Raw genomic sequence first — 25227 nt, 5'->3', positions numbered from 1 at the left:
TGGATCATCTGGTCGGGAGCCTCGGTCTCGGCGATACGGCGGGCGACGGGAACCAGGTCCGGGAAGACCAGCTCGGCGTCCAGCGTGTCGTCGGTGATCGTTTGGAGCGGCGGGCCGCCCAGCCGGTGCAGGGCCCCGGGCGCGAACTCCACCTGATAGACGAAGAAGTCGGCCCCGCCGCGCCGGCGGGTGAGCACGGTGGGCTGGCCGATCAGGGCGGTCCGCGGCTTGCGGACCAGCTCGCGGCCCTGCTCGTCGACCAGGGTTTCCGGGTCGCGGGGATAGAAGGCCAGCGCGCTGGCCGGCCGCGGCCAGTAGGGCTTGGCCGGAACGTCGCCCGCCGCGGCGAAGCGGAAGCGGATGAGCTGATGCTGGCGGATCCAGCCCGTCAGGTCCGGCGAGGGCGGCAGGGCAAGGAAGACCGGGCGCATCGCCGCCTCCGCCTCATGGAACGGCCTGAGCGTCCAACGAGATCGGCGGCCCGACAAGCCTCATTCCGTGATCGGCGAAGAGTGCGGCAGCCGCCTCCGGCGCCGGCGGGCCCTCCAAGGCCGCCAGGGCGCGGAAATAGTCCTCCATCCGCCCGGCCGGCGTGAACATGAAGACCATCTCGCCCTCGTCGCCGAGCTGGGCGAAACTGTGGGGCACGCCCCGGGGCAGGAAGATCGAGCCGCCGGCCTCGACCAGACGCCGCTCGCCGCCCAGTTCGAAGAGATAGCGCCCCTTCAGCACAATGTAGATCTCGTCCTGGGCCTCGTGGACGTGCAGAGGCGGGCCGCCCGGCGCCTTGCCCTCGTAGGCGAAGACGCTGAGGCCCGCGCCGGTGTCGAGGCCCGAGACCTTGATCCGGACCGGCGCCCCGCCCGGAATGATCGTGGTCTCGCCGAACCGGGACTCCGCCCAGGTCAGGTGCGGGCCGCGGCTGGACTGGTCCTGATCGCGCATGTTCGCCTCCGATGTGGGCGCAGCCTAGCCCACGGGGCGGGCGCGACGGTGGTAAGGATCGGCCACGCGAAGTTCAAACAACCGTTCGGAATTCCCCGCAGTCGGTCTATGAAGGTCGCAGGGAGAAGGAGACGCCGATGAGCTTTGCAACGCCGCTGAGCCTGGCCGGGCCGCTGCGCCGGCCGCACCAGATGCTGGCCGACCAGGAATACGGCGGGCACTCCTCGATTCACGACGACGCCATGGCCGAGAAGCTGGGCTTCCGCGCCGGGCCGATCGAGGGGCCGACCCACTTCAGCCAGTTCCAGCCGCTGCTGGCGAAGATCTGGGGCCGGCGCTGGTTCGAAAGCGGCTGCATCTCGTCCCACTTCCTGAACATGGTGGTCGAAGGCGAGGAGGTCCGCGCGTTCGCGGAGATCCCGCCCGAAGGGGCGACCACGACGCGGGTCTGGGCGCAGAAAGCCGACGGCACGCCGGTCCTGGAAGCCAGCGCCAGCGTCGGCCCGAAGACCGAGCCGACCCTGCTGGAGACCCGCATGGCGGCGCTGCGCCCGCCCGGCAAGCTGCTGATCCTGGAGGATCTGAAGGTCGGCATGACCGGCGCCAAGGACGAGCGGGTGCGGATGGGCGCCGACCAGCACATGGGCGCGCTCTATCCGTTCAGCCTGAACCAGAAGCTGGCGGTGATCACCGAAAACTCGCCCTGGTATTCCGACGCCGCGGCCTCGCCTTGGGGCCGGGCGATCATCCCGTTCGAGATGCTGAGCGTGCTGTTCGAATATTCCAGCCGCGAGGCCGCCTTTCCGGTGAACGGTCCGGCCGTCGGGCTGTTCGCCGACCAGGAGATCCGGGTGATCGACGGGCCGCTGTTCGTCGGCGAGGAATATGTCCTGCGCCGCGAGATCGTCGCCCTGGCCGAAAGCAAGCGCACCGAGTCCTACTGGGTGCGCACCCGGGTCTATGACGCGAGCGGAGAGAAGCAGGTCGCCGAGATGCTGCTGAACCACGCCAGCCTGAAGCATTCCTACGCCGGCTACGCCGACGCCCAAGCCTAGAGGGACATTCCGATGAACGTGAAGGACAAGGTCGTCGTCGTGACCGGCGGCGCGGAGGGGATCGGCGCGGCCCTGGCCCGGCGGTTCGCCAAGGAGGGCGCGAAGGCGGTGGTCGTCGCCGACCGCAACGGGCAAGGCGCGGCCGCGGTCGCCGCCGAGATCGGCGGGGAAGCCGTCACGCTCGACGTCAGCGACGGGGCGGCGGTGGCGGCCATGGTCGCCGACGTCGAGGCGCGACATGGCGGGATCGACCTTTTCTGCTCCAACGCCGGGGTCGGCGACGGCGACCCGGACAAGGACAGCGCCGCGTCCTCGCCCGACGCGGTCTGGAACCGGGCGTGGAACGTCAACGTCATGGCCCACGTCCACGCGGCCCGGGCGGTGACGCCGGGCATGGCCGCGCGCGGCGGCGGCTACCTGCTCAACACCATCTCGGCGGCCGGGCTGCTGTCGCAGATCGGCGGCGCGGTCTATTCGACCACCAAGCACGCCGCGGTCGGGTTCGCGGAGTCGCTGGCCATCACCCACGGCGACCAGGGCGTCAAGGTCTCGATCCTGTGCCCCCAGGGCGTCGACACCGCCATGCTGCGCCAGGGCGACGCGGCCTCGCAGCCGCAGAACCTGGATGGGGTGCTGACCCCGGACGAGGTGGCCGAGAGCGTCGTCCAGGGCCTGGCCGAGGAAAAATTCCTGATCCTGCCGCACCCGGTGGTGCTGACCTACATGCAGCGCAAGACCGCCGACTATGACCGCTGGCTCGGCGGCATGCGCCGGCTGCGGGCGAAGATGATGGGCAAGGGGTGAGGCCCCAGGGATCTACAAGGCGTCGTCCCGGTCGTCGACGACGCCGAAACCGGGATGACGCCCACGAGGTCTAGAGGATGTACCGGCTGAGGTCGGTGTTCTGGGCGAGGCCGCCGATGCGCTCGCGCACATAGGCCGCGTCGATGCTGATGGTCTCGCCCGAGCGGTCGGAGGCCGAGTAGCTGATCTCCTCCAGCACCTTTTCCAGCACGGTCTGCAGGCGGCGGGCGCCGATGTTCTCGACGCTGCCGTTGACCGTCACGGCGGCGTCGGCCAGGGCGTCGATCGCCTCCTCGGTGAAGGCCAGCGTGACGCCCTCGGTGGCGAGCAGCGCCTGGTGCTGACGGATCAGGTTGGCCTCCGGCTCGGTCAGGATGCGGCGGAAGTCGTCGCGGGTCAGGGCCTTCAGCTCCACGCGGATCGGCAGGCGGCCCTGCAGCTCGGGCAGCAGGTCCGAGGGCTTGGCGACGTGGAAGGCGCCCGAGGCGATGAAGAGGATGTGGTCGGTCTTCACCGGCCCGTACTTGGTCGAGACGGTCGTGCCCTCGATCAGCGGCAGCAGGTCGCGCTGCACGCCCTCTCGCGACACGTCCGCGCCGGCGCGGTCGCGGTTGGAGGCGACCTTGTCGATCTCGTCCAGGAAGACGATGCCGTTGTTCTCGGCCAGCTCCAGGGCTTCCTGAGTCAGGGCCTCCTGGTCGAGCAGCTTGTCGCTCTCCTCGGCGATCAGCGGGGCGTGAGCGCCGGCGACGGTGGTCTTGTGGGTCTTGGTGCGGCCGCCGAACGCCTTGCCCATCATCTCGCCGAGATTGAGCATGCCCATCTGCGAGCCCGGCTGGCCCGGAATGTCGAACATCGGCAGGCCGCCGCCGGTGTCCTGCAGGGTCAGCTCGACCTCCTTGTCGTTCAGCTCGCCAGCCCGCAGCTTCTTGCGGAAGCTCTCGCGCGCGGCGGTGGAGCCGGGGCCGGTCAGGGCGTCGAGGATGCGCTCCTCGGCCGCCGCCTCGGCGCGGGCGCGCACCCCGGCCCGGCGCTTGTCGCGAACCATGGCCATGGCGCTCTCCACCAGGTCGCGGACGATCTGGTCGACGTCGCGGCCGACATAGCCGACCTCGGTGAACTTGGTGGCCTCGACCTTCAGGAACGGGGCCTGGGCGAGCCTGGCCAGCCGCCGGGCGATCTCGGTCTTGCCGACGCCGGTCGGGCCGATCAGCAGGATGTTCTTGGGCGTCACCTCGTCGCGCAGGTCGGCGGGCACGCGGCGGCGGCGCCAGCGGTTGCGCAGGGCGACGGCGACGGCCTTCTTCGCGTCGGGATGGCCGACGATGTAGCGGTCCAGTTCGGAGACGATTTCGCGGGGAGAGAACTCGGTCATGGCCCGCTAGATAGTCACGAGCTCGGCTCTGCGACAGGCAGAATCTGATCGAACACCAGGCGCCAGCCCTCGGCCCGGCTCTGCCAGATGCGGACATAGTGCCCGCGGCTCGGCTTTCGGCCCTCCTCCCAGCGCGCGTCGCCATAGGTCCAGGCCAGGTCCCCGCCCTGCGAGGCCGAGCCGCCGAGCGGGGAGAAGGCGATGGCCCGCGCCCGGCCGGCGAGCTCGGCGCGCACCGCCGCCGGCGTGGTCGCCGGGACCGCCGGCGAGCCGGCGACCCGCGCATCGCCGCTCAGGACGGCCAGATAGGCGGCCGGGACGTCCGTCGCCGCCGCCGCGGCGAGCCTGGCCTCGGCCGCCCGCACCGCGGCCATGGCCTCTCCGGCGGTCGCCTTGGGTCCGGTCGACGCGGCAAGGTATGCGGGCGGCGAGCCCTGGGGCGCGGCGCTCCCATGGGCGCTGCGCGAGCCGCCGTCATAGATCCATTTCCAGCCGCCGTCCGCCTGCCGGGCCCAGACGGTGAAGTACCACCCATTCTCCTTGCCGCCGAAGGTGGCCGGCCCGGTGGTGAAGCCGAGATCGCCGGAGCGGGCGATCCCGGCCCACAGCGGCCACCACACCAGCGGCGGAAGCGGCCGCTCGGGACGGTCGGCGTAGAGATCGTGCGCCTTGACCGGGTCGGGCGCGAAGAGGATCGCCTCTGCGGTCGAGTGCTTCAGGAACGAGCGCTTGATCCCCAGGGCCAGGCCGTCGGCCGCAAAGGCCCGCTCCGCGGCGACGACCGCGGACGGATCAGGTTCGGCCAGGACGGGGGTGGCGTTGAGGAGAGCGGCGGCAGCGAGGAGGCTACAGGCTCTCAACCGTCAGTTCTCCGTTGGTGTAGACGCAGATGCGCGCGGCGATGGCCATCGCCCGGCGGGCCAGCGTCTCGGCGTCGAGGTCGGTCTCGGCCAGAGCCAGCGCCGCGGCCAGGGCGTAGTTGCCCCCCGAGCCGATGGCGGCCACGCCGGTTTCCGGCTCCAGCACGTCGCCGACGCCGGTGACGGTGAAGATCTGCTCCTTGTCGGCGACCAGCAGCATCGCCTCCAGCTTGCGCAGGTAGCGGTCGGTGCGCCAGTCCTTGGCCAGGTCGACGCAGGCCCGGGCCAGCTGGTCGGGATATTGTTCCAGCTTGGCTTCCAGCCGCTCGATCAGGGTGAAGGCGTCGGCCGTGGCCCCGGCGAAACCGGCCAGGACCTTGCCGCCGGCCAGGGTGCGGACCTTGCGGGCGTTGCCCTTGACCACGGTCTGGCCCATGGAGACCTGGCCGTCGCCGGCGATCACGGTCTTGCCGCCCTTGCGCACCGCGAGGATGGTGGTGCCGTGCCAGTCGGGAAAGGAACTTGTCGTCATGGCTTCCGATGTGGCCAGGGCGAGGGGCAAGGTCAAGCGCGGCGCGACGAGAGGCGACGTTGGTTCGCCCGGGACCGACGAACGGAACGGACGGCAGGCCATGAGTTTCACCGACGACGAAGTCGAACGCTATGCGCGCCACCTGGTGCTGCGCGAGGTGGGCGGCCAGGGCCAGCAGCGGCTGAAGGCCGCCAGCGTGCTGATCGTCGGCGCCGGGGGCCTGGGCGCCCCGGCCGCCCTGTATCTGGCCGCCGCCGGGGTAGGCCGCATCGTGCTGGCCGACGCCGACGTGGTCGACACGTCCAACCTGCAGCGCCAGGTGATCTTCCGCGACACCGACGTCGGCGTCCGCAAGGTCGAGGCCGCCGCCGCCCACCTGCGCGCCCTGAACCCGCACGTGCATGTCGACTGCGCCCCGGTGCATGTCGAGGCCTGCAACGTCGGCGCCCTGGTCCAGGGGGTGGACCTGGTGCTGGACGGCACCGACGACTTCGCCGCCCGCTTCGCGGTCAACGCCGCCTGCGTGAAGCACGAGCGCACCCTGGTTTCGGGCGCCATCGGCCGCTGGACCGGCCAGGTCGGGGTGTTCCGCGGCCGGCCCTGCTATCGCTGTCTGGTGCCCGAGGTCCCGCCGGAGGCCGAAACCTGCGTCGCCGTCGGCGTGGTCGGCGCCCTGGCCGGGGTGATCGGCTCGATGATGGCGCTGGAGGCCGTCAAGCTGATCGCCGGCGCCGGCGAGCCCCTGGCCGGCCGGCTGCTGATCTACGACGGCCTGTCGGGCGACAGCCGCACCGTCCGGATCGGCGCAGACCCCGAGTGCGAGGTCTGCGGCGGCCGCTAGGCGAGCGCCTTGGCCAGGAAGGCGACGGACTCCGTCGCAAGCTTGCGTTCGGCGTCCTCGTCCCAGTCCGAGTGATCGGCGCCGCGGATCTCCAAATGGACGACGGATTTGCCGGCCGCGCGCAGCGCCGCGGCCATGATCCGCGACTGATTGGGCAGCACATTGCTGTCTTCGAGACCATGAACCAGCAGGACCGGAGCCTTGATCTCCGCGGCTCGCCTTGCCGGCGAGGACGCCTGCAAAGCCGCGAGGTCCGCCTTAGGGTCGCCGAGCGTCCGCACCCAATACTGGTAGTACGGATTGTCGAGCCCGTAGCTCTTGCGGTCATCCATGAACTGAGCGAGGTCGGCCGGACCGGCGACGGCGACCGCAGCCTTATAGAGGTCGGGATTGCGCACGGCGCCCATCAGCGCCGCATAGCCGCCATAGCTCGCACCCCAGATCGCAACCCGCTTGGGATCGGCCCGCCCGCTGGCCAGCACCTGGGCGACCGCGTCCTCTACATCCTCCTGCATGCGATCGGCCCAGCGCCGACGGCCGGCGTCGGCATAGGCCCGACCGTACCCGCCCGAGCCGCGGAAGTTCGGTTGCAGCACCAGCCACCCTTGGGCGGCGAAGATCTGCGCGTAAACGTCGTAGCTGTGATGATCGCGCATTTCCGGCCCGCCGTGGGGCAGGACGATCATGGGGCGCGGGCCAGACGCCAGCGGCTCCGTGAGATAGGCGCGCATCGCACCGCCGTCGCGCAGCTTCACATCGAGAAGCTCGACGGGCGCCAACCGATCCTCCAGGAGCCATGGATGGCTGACGCCGAGGTTCTCCAGATGCTTCGCCTGCAAATCGTAGAAATAGTAGGCGCCCGGCAGGCGCGGGCCCGAGACGTGCATCAGAAGGCGGTTGCGGTCGGCGCTGAGGTCAATGATCCGCACATTGCATTCGCGACCGAAGAACCCATCGATGCCGCGATAATGCGGAGCCAGGGTCTTGTCGGCGAAGTCGTAGGCCAGCCGGTCCTCGATGAACGACGAGGCCACAAAAATCCCGTTCTTGTCGAACAGCGCCCCGTCCACATCGAGCGTGGGGCGGCCGGCGACGGTCTCGCCCAGCTGGCCGCTGCGCACGTCCCATTTGCGGATGGTGGTCGTGGCGTCCGTGTCCTCGCGCACTGAGACCAGGAACATGCCCGGCTCGCCGGCGTCGCCGAGAATGTCGAAATCCGGCTTCAGGACCTCGGACCTGCGGAAACGCCGCACCTGCGTCCATTTCGTCTCGCCTTCAGGCCGACTGAGGATGGCGCCGGCCCCGCCGCCGGTGAAGAAGTCCCAGCGCAGCACCGCGCGGCCGTTCTGGATCTCCCAGTTGTTGGTCATCGGACCGCCGCGTTCGACGATCTCGGAAGCGCCCGTCTCGACGTTCACAAGGTAGAGGTTGAAACGATCCGCTTCCTGCGCCCGCATCATGATGTGAAGCGGATCCTGCGGCAGCAGGCTGACCACCCTCGCCAGATTGAAATTGATCTTATGGAGATTGACATCGTTGGCGAACATCACCGCCGGATTGCGCCCCTCGGCGGTGATGCTGAGCAAGCGGCGCACCCGAACGGAGTCCACGTCGCCGATCCAGTTGGTCGCCTTGCGTTCGTAGTCGTTCAGCTTGCGCACGGTTTGCAGCAGCAGACGCTCGTTGTTCGCCCAGTGAACGTCCTCGACGTCGTTCTCACCGACGGAAACCTTGGTGCGCGCCAAGTTTGGATCATCGGCGCGGATGATGTCGATATAGGCGCTGCGCTTCCCCCCCGACCAGGTCTCGCCGACGACCGCGATGCGCTTGCCGTCCGGCGACATGGCCGCGCCGCGGATCGCGGGCTTCTGAAGGAGCTCGCCCAAGGTCGGCGGCGTGGGGGCAGCCGCTGCGACGGCGGGCTGCACGGCGAACGCAGCGACGGACGCCGCCAACGCGGCTCTTCTGGTGATCATGGACATCCCCCCGGACAACTGCCGGTAGCTTCCGACGCCGCGGGGGTTGTGGTCAAGCTTGTTGCGCGCGGACCTACAGCATCGACGGAATGACCCGGTCGGGCGGGCGGTGGCCGTCCATCCAGGTCTTGAGGTTGATGATCACCTTCTCGCCCATGTCGATGCGGGCCTCGACGGTGGCCGAGCCCAGGTGCGGCAGCAGCACGGCGTTGGGCAAGGTCAGCAGCTTGGGATTGATCGCCGGCTCGAACTCAAAGACGTCGAGCCCGGCCCCGGCGATGGCGCCGGCGGCCAGCATGTCGGCCAGGGCCGCTTCGTCGATGATGCCGCCGCGGGCGGTGTTGACCACCACGGCGTGCGGCTGCAGCAGCTTCAGCCGCCGGGCCGAGAGCAGGTGGTAGGTGGCCGGGGTGTGCGGGCAGTTGACCGAGATGATGTCCATGCGGGCCAGCATCTGGTCCAGGCTCTCCCAGTAGGTGGCCTCCAGTTCCTCGGCGATCACATGGCTGACCGGCTTGCGGTTGTGGTAGTGGATCTGCATGCCGAAGGCCTTGGCCCGGCGCGCCACGGCCTGGCCGATGCGACCCATGCCGATGATCCCCAGCCGCTTGCCGTTGACGCGGCGGCCCATCATCCAGGTCGGGGTCCAGCCGGTGAACTGCCCGGCCTGGACGACGTTGGCGCCCTCCACGATCCGGCGCGAGACGGCCATGATCAGGGCCATGGTCAGGTCGGCGGTGTCCTCGGTCAGCACGCCGGGGGTGTTGGTGACGGCGATCCCGCGCTCATTGGCCGCGGCCACGTCGATGTGATCGACGCCCATGCCGAAATTGGCGATCAGCTTGAGGCGGTCTCCGGCCTGCGCCAGCAGGTCGGCGTCGATGGTGTCGGTGATGGTCGGGACGATCGCGTCGGCCCGCTGCATCGCGCCCAGCAGGGCCGCGCGGTCCATGGGGACGTCGTCGAGGTTCAGCTCGGTGTCGAACAACTCGCGCATCCGCGTCTCGACCTGGTCGGGGAGGCGGCGGGTGACGATGACTTTGGGCTTGGCGGGCATGGGCGTCTTGGAAAGGATTCTTTAACCGCGCTCGGCGCGCCTTGCGTTGTGATCAGGAACCTCTAGCAAAGCCCCCATGGACGGCCAAGGCGAGCTTCGAACGATTGACCGGCGGAAGGCCGCAACGCTCACCTTTTTGACGGTGGCGCTGATTTGGGCGGCCTGCGCGCCGCTTGCGCAGGCGGCGCCGCGGCAGACGCCGTCGGGCCAGCCCGTACCGCGCTACGTCTCGCTGAAGTTCGACAAGGTCTACGCCCGGGCCGGCCCCGGCGAGGATCACAGGCTTTTGTGGGTCTACGAGGCCAAGGGCCTGCCGGTGCAGGTGATCGCCGAGAACATCGAGTGGCGGCGCATCTGCGACCCCGACGGCGGCATGGCCTGGGTCCACCGCCGGCTGACCAGCGGCGAGTCGACCGTGATGCGGGTCAAGCCGACGCGCCTGGCCCTGCACAAGAAGCCGCGGGCCGAAGCCGAGATCGTCGCCTATCTCAACCCCCGCTCCATCGCCGAGCTGACCAAGGACTGCGAAAAGGGCTGGTGCAAGGTGCGCGGCGACGGGGTCAGCGGCTGGGCGCCGGCCGGCGAACTGTGGGGAACCTCGCCCGCCATCCAGTGCAAGGTCGGCCGAACCGGCGCGCCCCGCAGCCGTTGAGCCTGCGGTCCGGCTCTGCTAGGGCCGTAGGATACGATTCCCAAGGCTCTGAAAAATGAGCCGCCGCCAAGAAAGCCAAGCATGACCGAAGGCGCCAAGGCCAAGGACCACTACACCTACGAAGAGCTGCTGGCCTGCGCTCGGGGCGAGATGTTCGGCCCGGGCAACGCCCAGCTGCCGGCCCCGCCGATGCTGCTGTTCGACCGCATCATCCGGATCGACGACACCGGCGGCGCGCACGGCAAGGGCTATATCGAGGCCGAATTCGACATCAATCCCGACCTCTGGTTCTTCCAGTGCCACTTCATCAAGGACCCGGTGATGCCGGGCAGCCTGGGCCTGGACGCGCTCTGGCAACTGGTCGGCTTCTATCTCGGCTGGATCGGCGGCAAGGGCCGCGGCCGGGCCCTGGGCTGCGGCGAGGTCAAGTTCGCCGGTGAAGTGACGCCCGCCATCAAGAAGGTCACCTACAAGGTCGACATGAAGCGGGTGATCAACCGCCGCCTGGTCATGGGCATCGGCGACGGCGTCCTGGAAGCCGACGGCCAGGCGATCTACCACACCCAAGACCTCCGGGTCGGTCTCTACCAGCGCTAAGGCAGGAGCAGCCACATGCGCCGCGTCGTCGTCACCGGGATCGGTATCGTCTCCTCGATCGGGAACAATGCGAACGAGGTGCTGGCCTCGCTGCGCGAAACCAAGTCGGGGATCAGTTTTTCGCCGGAATACGCCGAGCTCGGCTTCCGATCGCAGGTCCACGCCGCGCCGACTCTCGATTGGGAGTCGATGGTCGACCGCCGTGCGGCCCGGTTCCTGGCCCAGGGCACGGCCTTCGGCCACATCGCCATGGAGCAGGCGATCGCCGATTCCGGCCTGGACGAGGCGGACGTCTCCAACGAGCGGACCGGCCTGATCGTCGGCTCGGGCGGCCCCTCGACCAAGGCGATCATCGACGCCGCCCACACCGCCAAGGAGCGCGGCCCCAAGCGGGTCGGCCCGTTCGCGGTGCCCAAGGCGATGAGCTCGGGCGCCTCGGCGACGCTCGCCACCTGGTTCAAGATCAAGGGCCTGAACTTCTCGATCTCCTCGGCCTGCGCGACCTCCACCCACTGCATCGGCTCGGGCTACGAGCAGATCCTGATGGGCAAGCAGGACGTGGTGTTCGCCGGCGGCACGGAAGAGCTCGACTGGACGCTCAGCGTGCTGTTCGACGCCATGGGCGCGATGAGCTCGAGCTTCAACGACCGCCCGTCCACCGCCAGCCGCGCCTATGACAAGGATCGCGACGGCTTCGTGATCGCCGGCGGCGCCGGGATCGTGGTGCTGGAGGAATACGAGCGCGCCAAGGCCCGCGGAGCCAAGATCTACGGCGAGATCGTCGGCTACGCGGCCAATTCCGACGGCTTCGACATGGTCGCCCCCTCCGGCGAGGGCGCGGTGCGCTGCATGCGCCTGGCCATGGCGGACCTGGGCGGGCGCAAGATCGACTACCTGAACCCGCACGGCACCTCGACCCCGGTCGGGGACGCCAAGGAGATGGGCGCGGTGCGAGAGGTGTTCGGGGCGAACCCGCCGCTGATCTCGTCGACCAAGTCGCTGACCGGCCACAGCCTGGGCGCGGCCGGTGCGCAGGAGGCGATCTACAGCCTCCTGATGCTCAACAACGGCTTCGCCGCCGAGAGCGCGCACATCGAAAACCTCGATCCAGAGTTCGCCGACCTGCCGATCCTGCGCCAGCGCAAGGACGTGCAGCTGGAGACCGTGATGTCGAACTCGTTCGGCTTCGGCGGCACCAACGGCTGCCTGGTGATGGCGCGGGTTTAGATCAAACCCTGAGGCCGGCGCAGCTCGTAGAACTGCGTCGGCTCCTGGCGGTCACGGGCCGAGGAATAGACCAGCCGTTCCTGCGCCGGGCTCATGCCCATGGCCTTCATCACCCCGAACGAAGCGGCGTTGGCGAGCTGGGCGCCCGCCTCGATCATTCGGACCGGCATCAGCCGCCAGATGGCGGGCAGGGCCGCGCGCACCGCCTCGGCCATATAGCCGGCGCCATGACAGTCCTCGGCCAGGTGATAGGACACTTCCAGCCGCGACGGGTCCTGCGGGACCAGACCGCCGCCGAGGCCGCCGATCACGCGCTCGTCCTCGATCCGCTCCAGCGCATAGAACAGGCTGACCCCGCGAGCCATGCCCGCCCGAGCCCGCTCGATGCGCGCCAAGGCATAGTCCTGCGTGACGGGGTCGGGCCAGGAGGCGAGCCAGCGGGTCACCGCCGGGGTCATGTTGCGGCAAAGGTCGGCGGCGTCGCTTGGCTCGAAGGCCCGCAGACGAAGGCGCGGCGTTTGGACGATCGGCAGCAGCTCGCGGGTCATGGCCGTCCATAGCACGACCCGCCGTTCATGCTTGCGCCCGCCATGAGGCCCGTCCAAAACCGAAGGTGATTTGAACAACGCCATGGAGACCGCGGGTGGCCGACGAGTATCAGATGCCCAAGGGCGAGCTGATGAGGGGCAAGAAGGGCGTGATCACGGGGGTCGCGAACCACCAGTCGATCGCCTGGGGCATCGCCTCGCAACTGGCCGCCCAGGGCGCGGAGCTGTCGTTCCTGCATCTGCCGGGCATGGAGCGTCGGGTGACGCCCCTGGCCGAAAGCGTGGGGGCCAAGGCGATCGTGCCGGCCGACGTACAGGACGACGCCTCGATGGACGCAGCCTTCGAGCAGATCGAGCAGGCGCACGGGACCATCGACTTCTTCCTTCACTCGATCGCCTTCGCCAACAAGGACGAGTTGAAGGGCTCGTTCGTCGAGAACACCAGCCGCGAGAGCTTCCTGCGGGCGATGGACATCTCGGTGTTCAGCTTCGTCGACTGCGCGCGGCGGGCGGCCAAACTGATGCCGAACGGCGGGTCGATCGTGACCATGACCTATCTGGGCGCTGAGCGGGCGATCCCGAACTACAACACCATGGGCGTGGCGAAGGCGGGTCTGGAGGCGGCGACCCGCTATGTGGCCCGCGACCTCGGCCCGGCGAAGATCCGCGTCAACGCCATCTCGGCCGGGGCGATGAAGACCCTGTCGCTGGCCGGCATCTCCGGCGGCCGCGGCATGCTGGCCCAAGGCCGGGCGCTGTCGGCGCTGGGCGAGGACACCTCGATGGAAGGCGTCGCCGGCTGCGCCCTTTGGCTGCTGTCGGACCTCGGCTTCTCGACCACCGGCGAGGTGGTCCACGTCGACGCCGGCTTCCACATGATGGGCCTGGCGGCGGACAGCGAGTAGGCGAGCGTCTAAAGATCCTCCCCCTCTGGGGGAGGTGGCTCGCCGTAAGGCGAGACGGAGGGGGACCACTCTCCGTGTACCGGCATCAAAGTCCCCCTCGGTCAGCTCCGCTGACAGCTCCCCCAGAGGGGGAGCATCTTCACGCCGCCGTCGCCCCTAGGCGTTCGCGCCGCCGTCGATGGTGAAGCCGGCGCCGTTGGCGAAGCGGCCTTCGGGGCTGGCGATCCAGGCGACCATGCCGGCGATCTCCTCGGGCTTGCCGTACTCCTGGATCGGCATGCGGGCGCGCTGCGGGTCGGCCCCGGGACCGTCGGCCGGGTTCATGTCGGTGTCGGTCGAGCCGGGATGGACCAGGTTCACCGTGATCCCGTGCGGGCCCAGGTCGTGGGCCAGGCCCTTGGTGAACGACAGCAGGGCCGACTTGGTCATCGCATAGAGGGTGATGCCGGCCATCGGCACCCGCTCGGCCAGGTTCGAGCCGATGTTGATGATCCGCCCGCCGCGCGGCAGGTGGGCGGCGGCGGCCTGGGAGGCCAGCACCACGCCGCGCACGTTCACCGCCAGCAGCTGGTCGATGTCCTCGAGCGTCCAGCCGTCGACGGGACCGACGCCGCGGGCGATGCCGGCGTTGTTGACCAGGATGTCGAGACCGCCCAGCTCGGCGGCGGCGCGGTCGACCGCGGCCTTGATCGCGGCGGGGTCGCCGCTGCTGGCCTGGAGGGCCAGGGCCTTTCGGCCCAGCGCCTCGATCTGCGCGGCGACGGCGTGCGCCTTCTCGGCCGAGTTTTCATAGGTGATGGCGACGTCTGCGCCTTCGCGAGCCAGGCGCAGGGCGATGGCCGCGCCGATGCCGCGGCTGGCGCCGGTGACCAGGGCGCGCTTTCCGGAGAGGGTCGACACGGGGCTTTCTCCATTTCTGTGTCGTTCGATACAGAAAGCAGATGGCGCTGTTGCCGGTCGCCGTCAAGCGATTTATATATCGGTCGCTACAGAAAGGATCTTCAATGGCCGAACGAGGCCGACCCCGCAGCTTCGACCGCGACGCCGCCCTGACCCGGGCCATGGAGGTGTTCTGGGCGAAGGGCTACGAAGGCGCTTCGATCAGCGACCTGACCGGCGCCATGGGCATCGGCTCGCCCAGCCTCTATGCCGCCTTCGGCTCGAAGGAGGCCCTGTTCCGGGAGGCGGTGGGCCTGTATGGCCGCACCGAAGGGCCGGAGATCTGGGATGCGGTCGAGGCCGCACCGACCGCCCGCGAGGCGATGGAAGGCTATCTGCGGGCGACGGCGCGCAGCTTCACCCGGCCGGGCAAGCCCCCGGGCTGCATGGTGGTGCTGAGCCAGCTGCATGCGACCGAGGCCAGCGCCGCGGTTTGCGGGGCCCTGCGGGAGGTCCGCGCGGCGGGCCGCGCCGATCTGGAGGCGCGGCTGCGCCAGGGGGTCGAGGCCGGCGAGATTCCGCCCGCCGCCGATGTCGCCGCCATGGCCGCCTTCTTCATCACCGTCCAGCAGGGCATGTCGATCCAGGCCCGCGACGGGGCGAGCGAGGATGCCCTGATGAAGATCGCCGACGGCGCCATGGCGGCCTGGGGACCGCTGACGGCCCGCTGATCCCATCCACAATCGTCATGGCCGTGCCGGCCATGACGGTCGTGGTCTGGGAGGCTTAGGCCGCCTGGCCCAGCATCCGGCGGCTGCGCAGGGCGACGCCGGCCAGGCCGAAGCCGGCGATCATCATCGCCCAGGTCGCCGGTTCCGGCACCGCAGAACCCGAGAAGCGGACTTCCGACAGGCCGACCGGCGCGTAGCCGTAGGTCTGCGGGTCCTGCTGGTGGTTGCCGTTGAGACCGATCTGGACGTAGCGGGCGAGGCCCGACAGGCCGAAGGTCTCGGCGGCCAGCAGATTGCCGGTCCCGCGCGAGAGGTTCCCGCCCAGCACCTGGACGTAGTTCACCCCGTCGGTCGAGACCGAGACGGTGAAGGCCTTGGCCGCGCGATCCAGGGTCGAGGCATAGCCCTCGGTTCCGAAATTGTAGTTCCAGACGCTGAGGCCGCTCAGCTTGAAGGCGCCGCCGAGGTCGAAGGTGAGGACGGCGTTGTCGACGCCCAGGTCCGTCATCCACATGTTCGAGAACGTGGCGTCGTGCAGGCCGCCCGAAAGGCCGCTGCCGTCGATCAGGTGGCTGGCGTCGTAGATTCCCCAGAACGGGAAGGTGTTGGAGGCGGTGACCCCGACCGGCGTGATGACGGCGGCGGAGGCGGGAGCGGCGACCGCCAGCGAGGCGGCGGCCAGGGCGGCGAGACCCAGCGACTTGATGGACATGGTTACCCTCGAATTAACCTCGAAGGCCATTCGCCCGCCGATGTGGCGCGGGCTTTACGGTTCGATGAAGTTTTTACTCCGGCGCGTAGGCGCGCAGGAAACGGCGGGTGGCCTCGCGGGCCACGCGATCGATCTGCCCCTCGTCGTAATACTTGCCGACCCCCAGCAGGTGGGCGAGCTGGTGGGCGCCGATCACCATGCTGGCGAAGAACTCGGCGGCCAGCACCGGATCGTCGACGGAAAGGCGGCCGGCCTGCGTCTCCATGGCCAGGAAGTCGGCCAGGCGGCGGCGCGAGGTGGCGGGACCGGCCTCGAAGAACGCGCGCGCCAGGTCCGGCTGCTCGGCGGCGCTCTCGACCGTCATGCGCAGCATGGCGCCGCCGCGCGGCTGCATCACCGCGCTCAGCATGAAGCGGGCGAAGGTGGCCAGGGTCGCTTCCGGGCGCTCGGCCGAACCCGGCGCCATCAGCGGGGCGGTGATCTCCAGCACGCGGCGGTCGACGATGGCGCGGATCAGCTCCTGCTTGGAGCCGTAGTGGTTGTAGATGGTCTGCTTGGAGACCTTGGCGCGGCGGGCGATCTCCTCCATCGAGGCGGCCAGGCCCCGTTCGCCGAACACCTGGGCGGCGGCGTCGAGGATGGCCTGGGTCTTGGCGCGGTCGATCTGGCCCGGGGCGCGCGGCATCAGTGTCCCCCGCCGCCGGGCGCGGCCTGGTTTTTTCCGGGAGTGGCGAGGAAGCCCAGCAGAGCGGCGACCGCGCAGCCCGCGGCCAGGAAGAAGAACCCGTCGCCGAAGCCGAGCACGGCGGCGTCGCGGCGCAGGCCCATGGACAGGAACTTGCGCGCCGCCCCTTCCGGATTGGCCACGCCCTGCTCCTGCATCATGGCGGTCAGGCCGGCCAGCATGTCCTGGCCCTGCAGGCTGGAGACGCTCATCGCCGCCGACAGCTCGCTGAGGTGCAGGGCGGTCTTGTCGGTCAGCACCGTGGTCAGGATCGCCAGGCCGATCGCTCCGCCGACATTGCGGATCAGGTTCACCAGGCCCGAGGCGTCCTTCATCATCGAGACCGGCAGGGTCGAGACCGAGAGGGCCTGGGCGGCGATCATCGCCACCATCACCCCGAAGCCGCGGATCGCCTGGAGGGCGGCGAACTCCCAGAAGCCCCATTCGGCGGTGACGCGGACGCCCAGGCCCACGCCGTAGGCCGCCAGCGCGAAGCCGGCCACCAGCGAGATGCGCGGATCCATCAGCCGCACCACGCGGCCGACCACCGGGGCGCTCAGGAACATGGTCAGGCCGGAGACCAGCATGGTGGTGCCGACCTCGGCCGCCGAATACTGGCGGATCTGGCCCAGGAACAGCGGCAGGATGAAGGTGCCGCCGAACAGGCTCATGCCCGAGACGGCGTTCATCAGGAAGCCGAGGGTGAAGTTGCGGTCGGTGAAGGGCCGGAGCGAGACGATCGGCTGGCGGTAGGTGAGCTGGCGCCAGATGAACAGCACGCCGGTGATCACCGCCGTCACCGTCAGCCAGAGGATCAGGTCGTCCTCGAACCAGCCCTCACCCGAGCCTTCCTCGATCACGTACTGCATCGACAGCAGGAAGACGGTCATGGCGATCAGGCCGAGCCAGTCGATGCCCTTGGCCAGCGCCGGGTCGCCCTTGTCGAAGTCGCCGTAGCGGCCGACCAGGAACATCACCAGCAGGCCGGGGGGCACGTTGACGAAGAACAGCCAGCGCCAGTTCAACGCCTCGGTCAGGTGGCCGCCCAGGGTCGGGCCGATGGTCGGCGCCAGGGTGACGATCAGCCCGACCGTGACATTGGCCATCACCCGCTTTTCCGGCGGGAAGACGGTCATGGCGGTGGCGAAGACGGCGGGGATCATCGCGCCGGCGGTCAGGCCCTGGAGCGCCCGGGTGACGATCATCATCTCGATGCTGGTCGACAGGCCGGTCAGGATCGAGGTGGCGATGAAGCCGGCGGCGGCGGCCACATAGACCGGCCGCGTTCCCCACATCTTGGTCAGGTAGGCCGTGAGCGGGATGATCACCACCTCGGCCAGCAGGTAGATGGTCTGGACCCAGCTGATCTCGTCAGAGCTGGCGCCGATGCCGGCCTGGATCTGGCTGAGGGAAGAGGCGACTATCTGGATGTCGAGCGTGGCCATGAACTGGCCGACGACCATGCCGCCGAAGCCCAGGAAGACCTTGATCCAGTCAATCTCGCCCGCTGCGGTCACGTGACCGCCGGGCGGGGCCGGCTGGGGCGGGTTGGCGATGGCGGCGCTGTCGGCCACGACCGGGCGCCTAGCGCGAGACGCCGGTGCGGGCGAGCTGGGCGGCCGGGACCGCCTGCGCGAAGCTCGGCCCGGTGTCGGCGGTGACGTCGACCTTGACCTCGACCGACAGGCCCGGGCGCAGGGCGCCGGCCAGCGGCGAGTTCGGGTCGACCACGATCTTCACCGGCAGGCGCTGGGCGATCTTGGTGAAGTTGCCGACCGCGTTCTCGACCGGGATCAGGGCGAATTCGGAACCGGTGGCCGGGGCGAAGCTGTCCACCTTGCCGGTGAAGGCCTGCTTGCCGAACGCGTCGGCGTGGATGGTGACCGGCTGGCCGATCTTCAGCCGCGCGACCTGGGTCTCCTTGAAATTGGCGACGATGTAGGCGTGCTGCACCGGCACCACGCTCATCAGGGCGCTGCCGGGGCGCACGTACTGGCCGGGGCGCACCGCGCGGGCGCCGACCACGCCGGCGACCGGGGCCTTGATCTCGGCGCGGTCGAGATTGATGCGCGCCTGCTCGACCACCGCGTGGGCGGCCTGGGCCTGGGCGAGCGTCTGGGCGCGGCTGGAGCCGAGGCTCTGGGCGGCGCGGCGCTCGGCCTCGAGCGTCGCCTTGGCCTGCTCGACCCCGGCGCTGGCCTGGCTGGCGGTGGCCTTGGCGGTCTGGGCGCGCTGGGGCGATACCCAGCCCTGGCCGGCGAGCGTCCCGTAGCGGGCGAGCTCGGCCTGGGCGAGCTGCGACTGGGCGTGGGCGGAAGCGACGCCCGCCGCCTTCTGAGCGATCATCGCCTGTTCCAGCCGGGCCTTGTCGTCGACGGCGCGGACGGCGGCGTCGAGGGCTGCCGCATTGGCTTCCGCCTGGGCCAGCGCAGCCTTCAGCGGGGCGGTGTCTAGCCGCACCAGCACCTGGCCGGCCGCAACCTGCTGGTTGTCGCCGACCAGCACCTCGGCCACGTAGCCGTCGACCTGGGGCGCCACCGAGACCTTGTCGGCCGCGATGAAGGCGTTGTCGGTCTTTTCATAGTGCTGCTTGTCCATCCACCAGGCGCCGCCCCCAACCACCAGGAGCACGGCCACCGCCCCGCCGACGGCGAGGGGAACGAACGTCTTGGGCAAAACCGCCATGGGATACGCCTGAAATAGCTCAAAAATGGACGCATCGGTCCAATCAAGACCGAAGTAGGGCGGCTTGCCGGACAAGGCAATGGGTAAAGTGGACGCATTCGTCCAAGAAAAGCCTCTACCAAAAATATTGCGACCAACGGCTCAGTTAAGGTAAGTTCAGATGATATTACGATCAATTTTTAGAGATGAATTATGCAGTACGGTGTCGAAAAGAGGTTTGTCGATAGATGCGAGAAGAAGCTGGGACGCCCACTTTCTTCTGAGGAACTGAGCAATATTACATTGTGTAAGCTGCGCAAATCACCTCGTAACAAGAGAGAGGTGAAGCATTTCTACTATGAAGCCCTGGGTTGGGCCTATCCGTACGACGGAACGACCTTCCGGCAGGCCTAAGCCCGGAACCAGCCGCCGACGACGCAGGAGGCCTTGCCGCCACGCACCGTCACCGTGGCCGGGCGGCCGACGCCCGGCTTGAAATAGGTGACGCCCTCCGGGGTGGCGACGGCCAGGGCGGCCGGGCCGTTGAACTGGCAGACGTGATAGACCTCGCCGGGGATCAGGCCCCCGCCCTGGGGCGCGGCGCAGCTGACATGGCCGAAGCGCCGCGAGAACTGCGCGCCGCCATAGGAGAAGGTGTAGGGCCCCTTGGCCCCGAACAGCTCGGCGGCCGGCGCGACGACGGGACAGTCGGGGCCGGCCACCGACCACAGAGCCGCCGTCTCGATGCGGTCGGCCCAGGTCTCGTAGACGATCCAGCTCGGAACCGAGGCCACCAGCAGCAGGAACGCGGCCGTGCCGGCCATCTCCGCCCCCAGCCGCCGCAGGGATCGCGCATGCCCCATGGAGATCCTCCCGCCGACAGGTTCACACGCGATCGGAGCAGAGCGCAACCCTGGAGCGCGGATGTGGATTTGAGCCAGGTTTCCTTCTCCCCTTGCGGGAGAAGGTGGCAGGCGAAGCCTGACGGATGAGGGGTTTTCGACCTCTCCGCAGCACCGCCTGAATAGGGATCACGATCAAAACCGCAAGCGCCGCCCCCTCATCCGACCCCGCTGCGCGGGGCCGCCTTCTCCCGCGAGGGGAGAAGGACCGGCTCACCCCGACATGCGAGGAGGAAAGAAGCTCCCGACGCCATTCCAGGAGTGCTAGATCACCGCCATGGCATTCGATGCGGACGTGATCATCGCCGGCGCCGGCATGGCGGGCGCCACCCTGGCCCTGGCCCTCAAGGGCGCGGGGCTGGAGCCGATCCTGATCGACCCGGTCGTATTCGACGACCAGGTGGCGCCGAGCTTCGACGGCCGCGCCTCGGCGATTGCGTTCGCCTCGTTCCGCCAGTGGCGAACCCTGGGCCTGGCCGCCGAGATCGAGCCCTACGCCCAGCGCATCGAGCAGATCCTGGTGACCGACGGCTTCTCGCCCGGGGCGGCTGCGCGCGCGCCCAGCCCCTTCTACCTGCGCTTCGACTCCGCAGAGATCGCAGGCCGCACGGAGGGCGAGCCGCTGGGCTACATGCTGGAGAACCGGCGCAGCCGCGCGGCCCTGGCCGCCGGCGTGGGGCGCGCGGGCATCCGCGTCGAGGCTCCGGCCCGGGTGAAGTCCGTCGAATTCGAGACCGCGGGCGCGCGGGTGACCCTGGAGGACGGCCGCGTGCTGACCGCCCCGCTGGTGGTCGGCGCCGAGGGCCGCGGCTCGGTCGTGCGGGCGGCGACCGGCATCGGCGTCACCGGCTGGGACTACCCCCAGACCGGCGTGGTCGCGACCGTGAAGCTGGAACGCGGCCACGAGGGCGTCGCGCACGAATACTTCCTGCCCGGCGGGCCGTTCGCGATCCTGCCGCTGACCGACGACCGCGCCAGCCTGGTCTGGACCGAGAGCCGGGCCAAGGCCGCGGCGCTGAAGGCCGCCTCGCCCCCGGCCTTCCACGCGCATTTGCAGCGCCGGTTCGGCGAGTTCCTGGGGGCCGCGACCCTCGACGGGGCGGTGTTCACCTATCCGCTGTCGCTGCAACTGGCCGCGCGCATGACCGCGCCGCGCGCCGTGCTGCTGGGCGACGCCGCCCACGGCATCCATCCGATCGCCGGCCAGGGTCTGAATCTCGGCCTGAAGGGCGCCGCGGCCCTGGCGCAGGTGCTGGTCGAGGCCGCACGGCTGGGCGAGGACATCGGCAGCGAGCTGGTGCTGGAGCGCTATGCCCGCTGGCGCAGCTTCGACACCGTGATGCTGGCGGCGGCGACCGACGTCTTCACGCGGCTGTTCTCGAACGACAACCCGGTGCTGCGCTTGGCGCGCGGCGTCGGCATGGCCGCCGTCAACCGCATCGGCCCGGCCCGGCGCTTCTTCATGGAAGACGCCGGCGGCGCCAGCGGCGACCTGCCGCGGCTCTTGCGGGGCGAGGCGCTTTAACGTCCTGAAGTGTCATCCCGGTTTCCGCCGCAGGCCGAAGACCGGGACCCATTGCCCCCGTTTCGGACGGTTGGCGAAGGCCGCGCCCCACCTGTCAGGTGTTCATGGTTCCCGGACAGCCGCGGCGCGGCTTCCGGGATGACACCTTTTGATGCGCGCTAGAACACCCACGCCGCCAGGGCGAAGGCCGCGCCCGCCGCAGCCGCGCCAATGGCGAACCAGGCCAGCCCCGAGCCCTCCTTCTGCACCACCGCCACGGCCGCCTGCGCCTGCGGCGGGTTTTCGATCAGGCGGTGGAGGGCGCGCAGCGCCTCCAGCCCCTCGTCGACGAAGCGCTTCACCCGCGCCTGAGGACCAAGCTCGCGCAGCATCCAGCGGCGCACCACCGGGTCGGCGGCCTTCCAGATGTCGTGGTCGGGGTCGAGCCGCCGGGCCACGCCCTCGACCGTCATCATGGTCTTCTGCAGCAGCACGAGCTGAGGTTGAAGCCGCATGTCGAACAGGGCGGTGATCTCGAACAGCTGGGTCAGCACCCGGCCCATCGAGACGTCGCGCGCGGTGCGGCCGAACAGCGGCTCGCCCACCGCCCGCAGGGCCTGGGCGAAGGCGTGGACCGAATGGGTGCGCGGCACATATCCGGCCTCGAAATGGGTGCGGGCGATCTGCTCGTAGTCGCGTTGCAGGAAGCCCCAGAGGATTTCGGCGAGGTAGCGCCGCTCGGCAGGGGCCAGGCGCCCGACGATGCCGAAATCGACGGCGGTGATCTGCGCCGGGGCGGCGACGAACAGGTTCCCCTCGTGCAGGTCGGCGTGGAACACCCCGTGGTCCAACGCCTGCGACAGGAACGCCCGCAGCAGCTTGTCGGCCAGGGCCGGGCGGTCCAGGCCGGGCAGGTCCAGGGTCGCGGGGTCCGACAGCGGCGCCCCCTGCGCCCACTCCTGGGTCAGGACCTTCTTGCCGACGCCGTCCCAGACCACCTTGGGCGCCGACATGTACCCGTCGCGGGCCATGACCTCGGCCAGCTCGTCGCCACCGGCCGCCTCCAGCCGCAGATCCAGCTCCAGCTCGGTGGCGCGGATCACGGTCGCGGCCAGGGCCTTGGGCTCCAGCCGCCGGGCCGGGACGGAGACCTTCTCGACCAGGCTGGCGGCCAGCCACAGCACTTCGGAATCCTGGGCGACGCGATGGGCGATGCCGGGGCGCAGCACCTTCACCGCCACCTTGCGCCCGTCCAGCAGCGCCGCCTCATGCGCCTGGGCCAGGGACGCGGCGGCGACCGGCGCGCCGAAGCTGGCGAACAGGGTGTCGATCGGCCGGCCCAGGGCCAGCTCCACCTCGCGCCGCGCGATCTCGGTGGGGAAGGGGTCGAGCCTGTCCTTCAGCCGCGACAGGTCCTCGGCGAAGGCCGCCCCGAAGATGTCGGCGCGTGTGGAGAGCAGCTGGCCGAGCTTGATGGCCACCGGGCCCAGCTTCTCCAGCGAGCGGGCCAGGCGCTCGCCCGGGCGGCCGTCGCGCGCCTGGCGGCCGGCGAAGATGCGCAGAGACTTCGACAGCGCCTTCACCGCCGGCGGATAGAGCTCGTCCAGCTCGCGCGGCAACAGGGCGTCGTTGCGGGCCAGCGACCAGCCGGCGGCGGCCAGCCGTCCGAAGGCTGCGAGGCTACCCATCAGCCTAGACCCTTTCCGGCTCAGGTGATCTCACCTGAACCGGACAAAAAGGGTCTATCTTCAAAAGTATAGAGCATGACGGTCGCTTCAACCGGCATCCACTTGAAGCTGTCATGCTCTAGAGCGCCCAGCCGTGGTGCAGGGCCGCGACGCCGCCGGTGAAGTTGGTGTAGCCGGCCTTCCTGAAGCCGGCCGCTTCGATCATCGAGACAAAGGTCCGCTGGTCGGGGAAGCGGCGGATGCTCTCGACCAGGTACTGGTAGCTGTCGCGGTCCTTGGTCACCCACTCGCCGATCTGCGGGATCACCTTGAACGAATAGGCGTCATAGGCCTTGCGCAGCATCTCGGTGGCCGGGTGCGAGAACTCCAGGCACAGGAACCGGCCGCCGGGCTTCAGCACGCGGCGGGCCTCGCGCAGGGCGCCGGGGATGTCGGTGACGTTGCGGATGCCGAACGAGATCACATAGGCGTCGGCGCAGGCGTCGGGCAGCGGCAGGCGCTGGGCGTCGCCGACGTTCCAGGTGATCTCCGGCTCTCCGCCCTTGGCGCGGCCGGCGGCGATCATCTCGGCGTTGTAGTCGATGATCATGACCTGGGCGTCGGGGCCGCCACGGCGCTGCTGGGCGTTGCGGGCCAACTTGGCGAAGCGGCGAGCCATGTCGCCGGTGCCCCCGGCGCAGTCGACGATCACCTCGCCCGGCTGCGGGTTCAGCCGCGCGGCTGTGGCGTCCTTCCAGAGCCGGTGCACGCCCGCGCTCATCAGGTCGTTCATCAGGTCGTAGCGGCTGGCGACGCTGTCGAAGACCCCGCGCACGAGGCCCGCCTTCTCGGAGGCGTCGACGTCGCGGAAGCCGAAGGTGGCGGAAGGTCCGGTCATAGGCCAGGGTCTTAGCCCGCGGACGCCAGCCGCGCCAGTCGGTCGGCCCGTTCCTCCTCCAGCGAGGTGATCGATACCCTTCTCCCCTTGCGGGAGAAGGTGGCCCCGCGCGGCGGGGTCGGATGAGGGGCAAACGACGTTCCAGCACCCAGACAGTTCGGGCGGCTCTGCGGAGAACCCCTCATCCGTCAGGTTTCGCCTGCCACCTTCTCCCGCAAGGAGAGAAGGAAAGCCGCTTCATGGCCGGAGGTCCCAGCGGGGGGAACAATTGCGCCCACGCTCCTGAAATGCCACTTCAGCGGCATGCCTGAGCTTCCCGAGGTCGAAACCGTCCGGCGCGGCTTGCAGCCGGTGCTCGAGGGCGCGCGCCTGTCGCGCGTCGAGGCCCGCCGCGCGGACCTGCGCTTTCCGTTCCCGGAGGGTTTCGTCCAGCGGCTGACCGGCGCGCGGATCGAGGCGCTGGAACGGCGGGCCAAGTACCTGATGGCGCGGCTGGACCGCGGCGAGACCTTGGTCATGCACTTGGGCATGAGCGGCCGCTTCGAGATCGCACGGCCCGAGGGCGAGGAGCGGCCCGGCGAGTTCCACTACGCCGCCGACCCCGATCCCAAGCACGCCCACGTGGTCTTCGAGACCGAGGGCGGCGGGCGCGTCACCTATTACGACCCGCGGCGCTTCGGCTACATGGACCTGATCGAAACCAGCGCCCTGGCCCGCCATCCCTGGTTCGCGGGGCTGGGGCCGGAGCCATTGTCGGACGCTTTCGACGGGGCGCGGCTGGCCGGCGCCTTCGCCGGGCGCAAGCAGGGGCCCAAGACCCTGCTGCTGGACCAGCGCGTCGTGGCGGGCCTGGGCAACATCTATGTCTGCGAGGCGCTGAACCGGGCGAAGATCTCGCCGTTCAAGCCGGCCGGGTCGATCAAGGCGGCGCGGCTGAAGCCCCTGGTCGGGATCGTCCGGGAGGTGCTGGAGGAGGCGATCGAGGCCGGCGGCTCGACGCTCAAGGACTATGCCGCCGCCGACGGGGCGCTGGGCTATTTCCAGCACCGCTTCCGCGCCTATGACCGCGAAGGCGAGCCGTGCCTGAACCCCGGCTGCGGCGGGACCATCGCGCGCGAGGTGCAGGCCGGACGGTCCACCTTCTATTGCCCCAAGTGCCAGACGTGAGTTTC

At 69.7% G+C, this 25227-nt stretch carries 25 protein-coding genes and 1 pseudogene; 10 read left to right on the top strand and 16 right to left on the bottom strand.

The genetic code is table 11. The features are described 5' to 3' along the window. Both ACE3T2_RS11430 and ACE3T2_RS11425 read right to left on the bottom strand, forming a co-directional pair. Nucleotides 1-431 (bottom strand): annotated as a pseudogene (locus tag ACE3T2_RS11430) (AraC family transcriptional regulator); the annotation flags it as partial. Nucleotides 432-444: 13 nt separating this feature from the next. Then, on the bottom strand, nucleotides 445-945 hold the full coding sequence (locus tag ACE3T2_RS11425) for a cupin domain-containing protein (RefSeq protein WP_374657370.1): 501 nt from the start codon (nucleotides 943-945) through the stop codon (nucleotides 445-447). Nucleotides 946-1082: 137 nt separating this feature from the next. Here ACE3T2_RS11425 and ACE3T2_RS11420 point away from each other — a divergent pair, with 137 nt between their 5' ends. Next, nucleotides 1083-2000: a hypothetical protein gene (locus tag ACE3T2_RS11420; protein ID WP_374657368.1), complete on the top strand. Its 918-nt coding sequence runs from the start codon at nucleotides 1083-1085 to the stop codon at nucleotides 1998-2000. A 12-nt stretch (nucleotides 2001-2012) separates the two neighbouring features. After that, nucleotides 2013-2804 (top strand): SDR family oxidoreductase, encoded by a 792-nt coding sequence (locus tag ACE3T2_RS11415; protein WP_374657366.1) that lies wholly within the window; start codon nucleotides 2013-2015, stop codon nucleotides 2802-2804. Between the two features lie 70 nt (nucleotides 2805-2874). Here ACE3T2_RS11415 and hslU read toward each other — a convergent pair whose 3' ends face one another. The 3 genes from hslU to hslV are packed head-to-tail and all read right to left on the bottom strand — an operon-like array spanning nucleotide 2875 to nucleotide 5607. Further along, nucleotides 2875-4179, bottom strand: a complete 1305-nt coding sequence (gene hslU, locus ACE3T2_RS11410; protein WP_374657364.1) for an ATP-dependent protease ATPase subunit HslU — start codon at nucleotides 4177-4179, stop codon at nucleotides 2875-2877. A 14-nt stretch (nucleotides 4180-4193) separates the two neighbouring features. Then, nucleotides 4194-5039: a DUF4440 domain-containing protein gene (locus ACE3T2_RS11405; RefSeq protein WP_374657362.1), complete on the bottom strand. Its 846-nt coding sequence runs from the start codon at nucleotides 5037-5039 to the stop codon at nucleotides 4194-4196. Next, nucleotides 5026-5607, bottom strand: a complete 582-nt coding sequence (gene hslV / locus ACE3T2_RS11400) for an ATP-dependent protease subunit HslV (protein ID WP_374657360.1) — start codon at nucleotides 5605-5607, stop codon at nucleotides 5026-5028. The genes ACE3T2_RS11405 and hslV overlap by 14 nt, the downstream gene beginning before the upstream one ends. A gap of 64 nt (nucleotides 5608-5671) precedes the next feature. Between hslV and ACE3T2_RS11395 the strand changes: the two genes are divergently transcribed. Continuing rightward, complete coding sequence (locus ACE3T2_RS11395) at nucleotides 5672-6412, top strand: ThiF family adenylyltransferase (protein ID WP_374657358.1); 741 nt, start codon at nucleotides 5672-5674, stop codon at nucleotides 6410-6412. Here the strand turns inward: ACE3T2_RS11395 and ACE3T2_RS11390 are convergent. Both ACE3T2_RS11390 and ACE3T2_RS11385 read right to left on the bottom strand, forming a co-directional pair. Beyond that, the gene (locus tag ACE3T2_RS11390) at nucleotides 6409-8388 is read right to left on the bottom strand and encodes an alpha/beta hydrolase family protein (protein WP_374657356.1); all 1980 of its coding nucleotides are present in this window, start codon (nucleotides 8386-8388) and stop codon (nucleotides 6409-6411) included. The genes ACE3T2_RS11395 and ACE3T2_RS11390 overlap by 4 nt on opposite strands. Nucleotides 8389-8461: 73 nt before the next feature. Next, a complete protein-coding gene (locus tag ACE3T2_RS11385) occupies nucleotides 8462-9445 on the bottom strand; it encodes a 2-hydroxyacid dehydrogenase (RefSeq protein WP_374657354.1) in 984 nt (327 codons plus the stop codon). Nucleotides 9446-9587: 142 nt separating this feature from the next. Between ACE3T2_RS11385 and ACE3T2_RS11380 the strand changes: the two genes are divergently transcribed. The 3 genes from ACE3T2_RS11380 to fabB all read left to right on the top strand — a co-directional run bounded on the left by ACE3T2_RS11380 (nucleotide 9588) and on the right by fabB (nucleotide 11921). Then, on the top strand, nucleotides 9588-10097 hold the full coding sequence (locus ACE3T2_RS11380) for an SH3 domain-containing protein (protein WP_374657352.1): 510 nt from the start codon (nucleotides 9588-9590) through the stop codon (nucleotides 10095-10097). A gap of 81 nt (nucleotides 10098-10178) precedes the next feature. Continuing rightward, entirely contained in the window at nucleotides 10179-10694 is a 516-nt protein-coding gene (fabA, locus tag ACE3T2_RS11375) for a 3-hydroxyacyl-[acyl-carrier-protein] dehydratase FabA (RefSeq protein ID WP_374657350.1), read from the top strand. A 15-nt stretch (nucleotides 10695-10709) separates the two neighbouring features. After that, on the top strand, nucleotides 10710-11921 hold the full coding sequence (gene fabB, locus ACE3T2_RS11370; RefSeq protein WP_374657348.1) for a beta-ketoacyl-ACP synthase I: 1212 nt from the start codon (nucleotides 10710-10712) through the stop codon (nucleotides 11919-11921). On the opposite strand, the gene ACE3T2_RS11365 is transcribed toward fabB, so the two are convergent. Next, complete coding sequence (locus ACE3T2_RS11365; protein WP_374657346.1) at nucleotides 11918-12469, bottom strand: GNAT family N-acetyltransferase; 552 nt, start codon at nucleotides 12467-12469, stop codon at nucleotides 11918-11920. The genes fabB and ACE3T2_RS11365 overlap by 4 nt on opposite strands. A gap of 95 nt (nucleotides 12470-12564) precedes the next feature. Here ACE3T2_RS11365 and ACE3T2_RS11360 point away from each other — a divergent pair, with 95 nt between their 5' ends. Then, the gene (locus ACE3T2_RS11360; protein ID WP_374657344.1) at nucleotides 12565-13374 is read left to right on the top strand and encodes an enoyl-ACP reductase; all 810 of its coding nucleotides are present in this window, start codon (nucleotides 12565-12567) and stop codon (nucleotides 13372-13374) included. Nucleotides 13375-13530: 156 nt separating this feature from the next. Here ACE3T2_RS11360 and ACE3T2_RS11355 read toward each other — a convergent pair whose 3' ends face one another. After that, complete coding sequence (locus ACE3T2_RS11355; protein ID WP_374657342.1) at nucleotides 13531-14274, bottom strand: SDR family NAD(P)-dependent oxidoreductase; 744 nt, start codon at nucleotides 14272-14274, stop codon at nucleotides 13531-13533. A gap of 104 nt (nucleotides 14275-14378) precedes the next feature. On the opposite strand from ACE3T2_RS11355, the gene ACE3T2_RS11350 reads away from it, so the two are divergent. Continuing rightward, complete coding sequence (locus tag ACE3T2_RS11350; RefSeq protein ID WP_374657340.1) at nucleotides 14379-14984, top strand: TetR/AcrR family transcriptional regulator; 606 nt, start codon at nucleotides 14379-14381, stop codon at nucleotides 14982-14984. Between the two features lie 55 nt (nucleotides 14985-15039). On the opposite strand, the gene ACE3T2_RS11345 is transcribed toward ACE3T2_RS11350, so the two are convergent. From ACE3T2_RS11345 to ACE3T2_RS11325, 5 genes are all read right to left on the bottom strand, one after another. Then, nucleotides 15040-15696, bottom strand: a complete 657-nt coding sequence (locus ACE3T2_RS11345; protein WP_374657338.1) for a PEPxxWA-CTERM sorting domain-containing protein — start codon at nucleotides 15694-15696, stop codon at nucleotides 15040-15042. Between the two features lie 73 nt (nucleotides 15697-15769). Continuing rightward, complete coding sequence (locus tag ACE3T2_RS11340; RefSeq protein ID WP_374657336.1) at nucleotides 15770-16381, bottom strand: TetR/AcrR family transcriptional regulator; 612 nt, start codon at nucleotides 16379-16381, stop codon at nucleotides 15770-15772. Next, nucleotides 16381-17994 carry a DHA2 family efflux MFS transporter permease subunit gene (locus tag ACE3T2_RS11335; RefSeq protein WP_374657334.1) on the bottom strand — a complete coding sequence of 538 codons (1614 nt, stop codon included), beginning with the start codon at nucleotides 17992-17994 and terminating at the stop codon, nucleotides 16381-16383. Before ACE3T2_RS11335 ends, ACE3T2_RS11340 begins: the two co-directional genes overlap by 1 nt. A 10-nt stretch (nucleotides 17995-18004) precedes the next feature. Further along, entirely contained in the window at nucleotides 18005-19105 is a 1101-nt protein-coding gene (locus ACE3T2_RS11330; RefSeq protein ID WP_374657332.1) for an HlyD family secretion protein, read from the bottom strand. A gap of 389 nt (nucleotides 19106-19494) precedes the next feature. Further along, nucleotides 19495-19947, bottom strand: a complete 453-nt coding sequence (locus ACE3T2_RS11325) for a hypothetical protein (protein ID WP_374657330.1) — start codon at nucleotides 19945-19947, stop codon at nucleotides 19495-19497. Between the two features lie 316 nt (nucleotides 19948-20263). Here ACE3T2_RS11325 and ACE3T2_RS11320 point away from each other — a divergent pair, with 316 nt between their 5' ends. Beyond that, nucleotides 20264-21511 carry a UbiH/UbiF/VisC/COQ6 family ubiquinone biosynthesis hydroxylase gene (locus ACE3T2_RS11320; protein WP_374657328.1) on the top strand — a complete coding sequence of 416 codons (1248 nt, stop codon included), beginning with the start codon at nucleotides 20264-20266 and terminating at the stop codon, nucleotides 21509-21511. Between the two features lie 158 nt (nucleotides 21512-21669). Here ACE3T2_RS11320 and ubiB read toward each other — a convergent pair whose 3' ends face one another. After that, nucleotides 21670-23178, bottom strand: coding sequence for a 2-polyprenylphenol 6-hydroxylase (gene ubiB / locus ACE3T2_RS11315; RefSeq protein ID WP_374657326.1), 1509 nt, complete (start codon nucleotides 23176-23178; stop codon nucleotides 21670-21672). Between the two features lie 118 nt (nucleotides 23179-23296). Continuing rightward, complete coding sequence (locus ACE3T2_RS11310; RefSeq protein ID WP_374657324.1) at nucleotides 23297-24055, bottom strand: class I SAM-dependent methyltransferase; 759 nt, start codon at nucleotides 24053-24055, stop codon at nucleotides 23297-23299. Nucleotides 24056-24358: 303 nt separating this feature from the next. On the opposite strand from ACE3T2_RS11310, the gene mutM reads away from it, so the two are divergent. Further along, on the top strand, nucleotides 24359-25222 hold the full coding sequence (mutM, locus tag ACE3T2_RS11305) for a bifunctional DNA-formamidopyrimidine glycosylase/DNA-(apurinic or apyrimidinic site) lyase (protein WP_374657322.1): 864 nt from the start codon (nucleotides 24359-24361) through the stop codon (nucleotides 25220-25222). Nucleotides 25223-25227 lie beyond the last annotated feature (5 nt).

This window comes from Phenylobacterium sp., from assembly GCF_041919955.1.
Classification (GTDB): Bacteria; Pseudomonadota; Alphaproteobacteria; order Caulobacterales; family Caulobacteraceae; genus Phenylobacterium.
The sequence above is the reverse complement of the archived record's forward strand: the minus strand, read 5'-3'. Positions and strand labels throughout refer to the sequence as shown.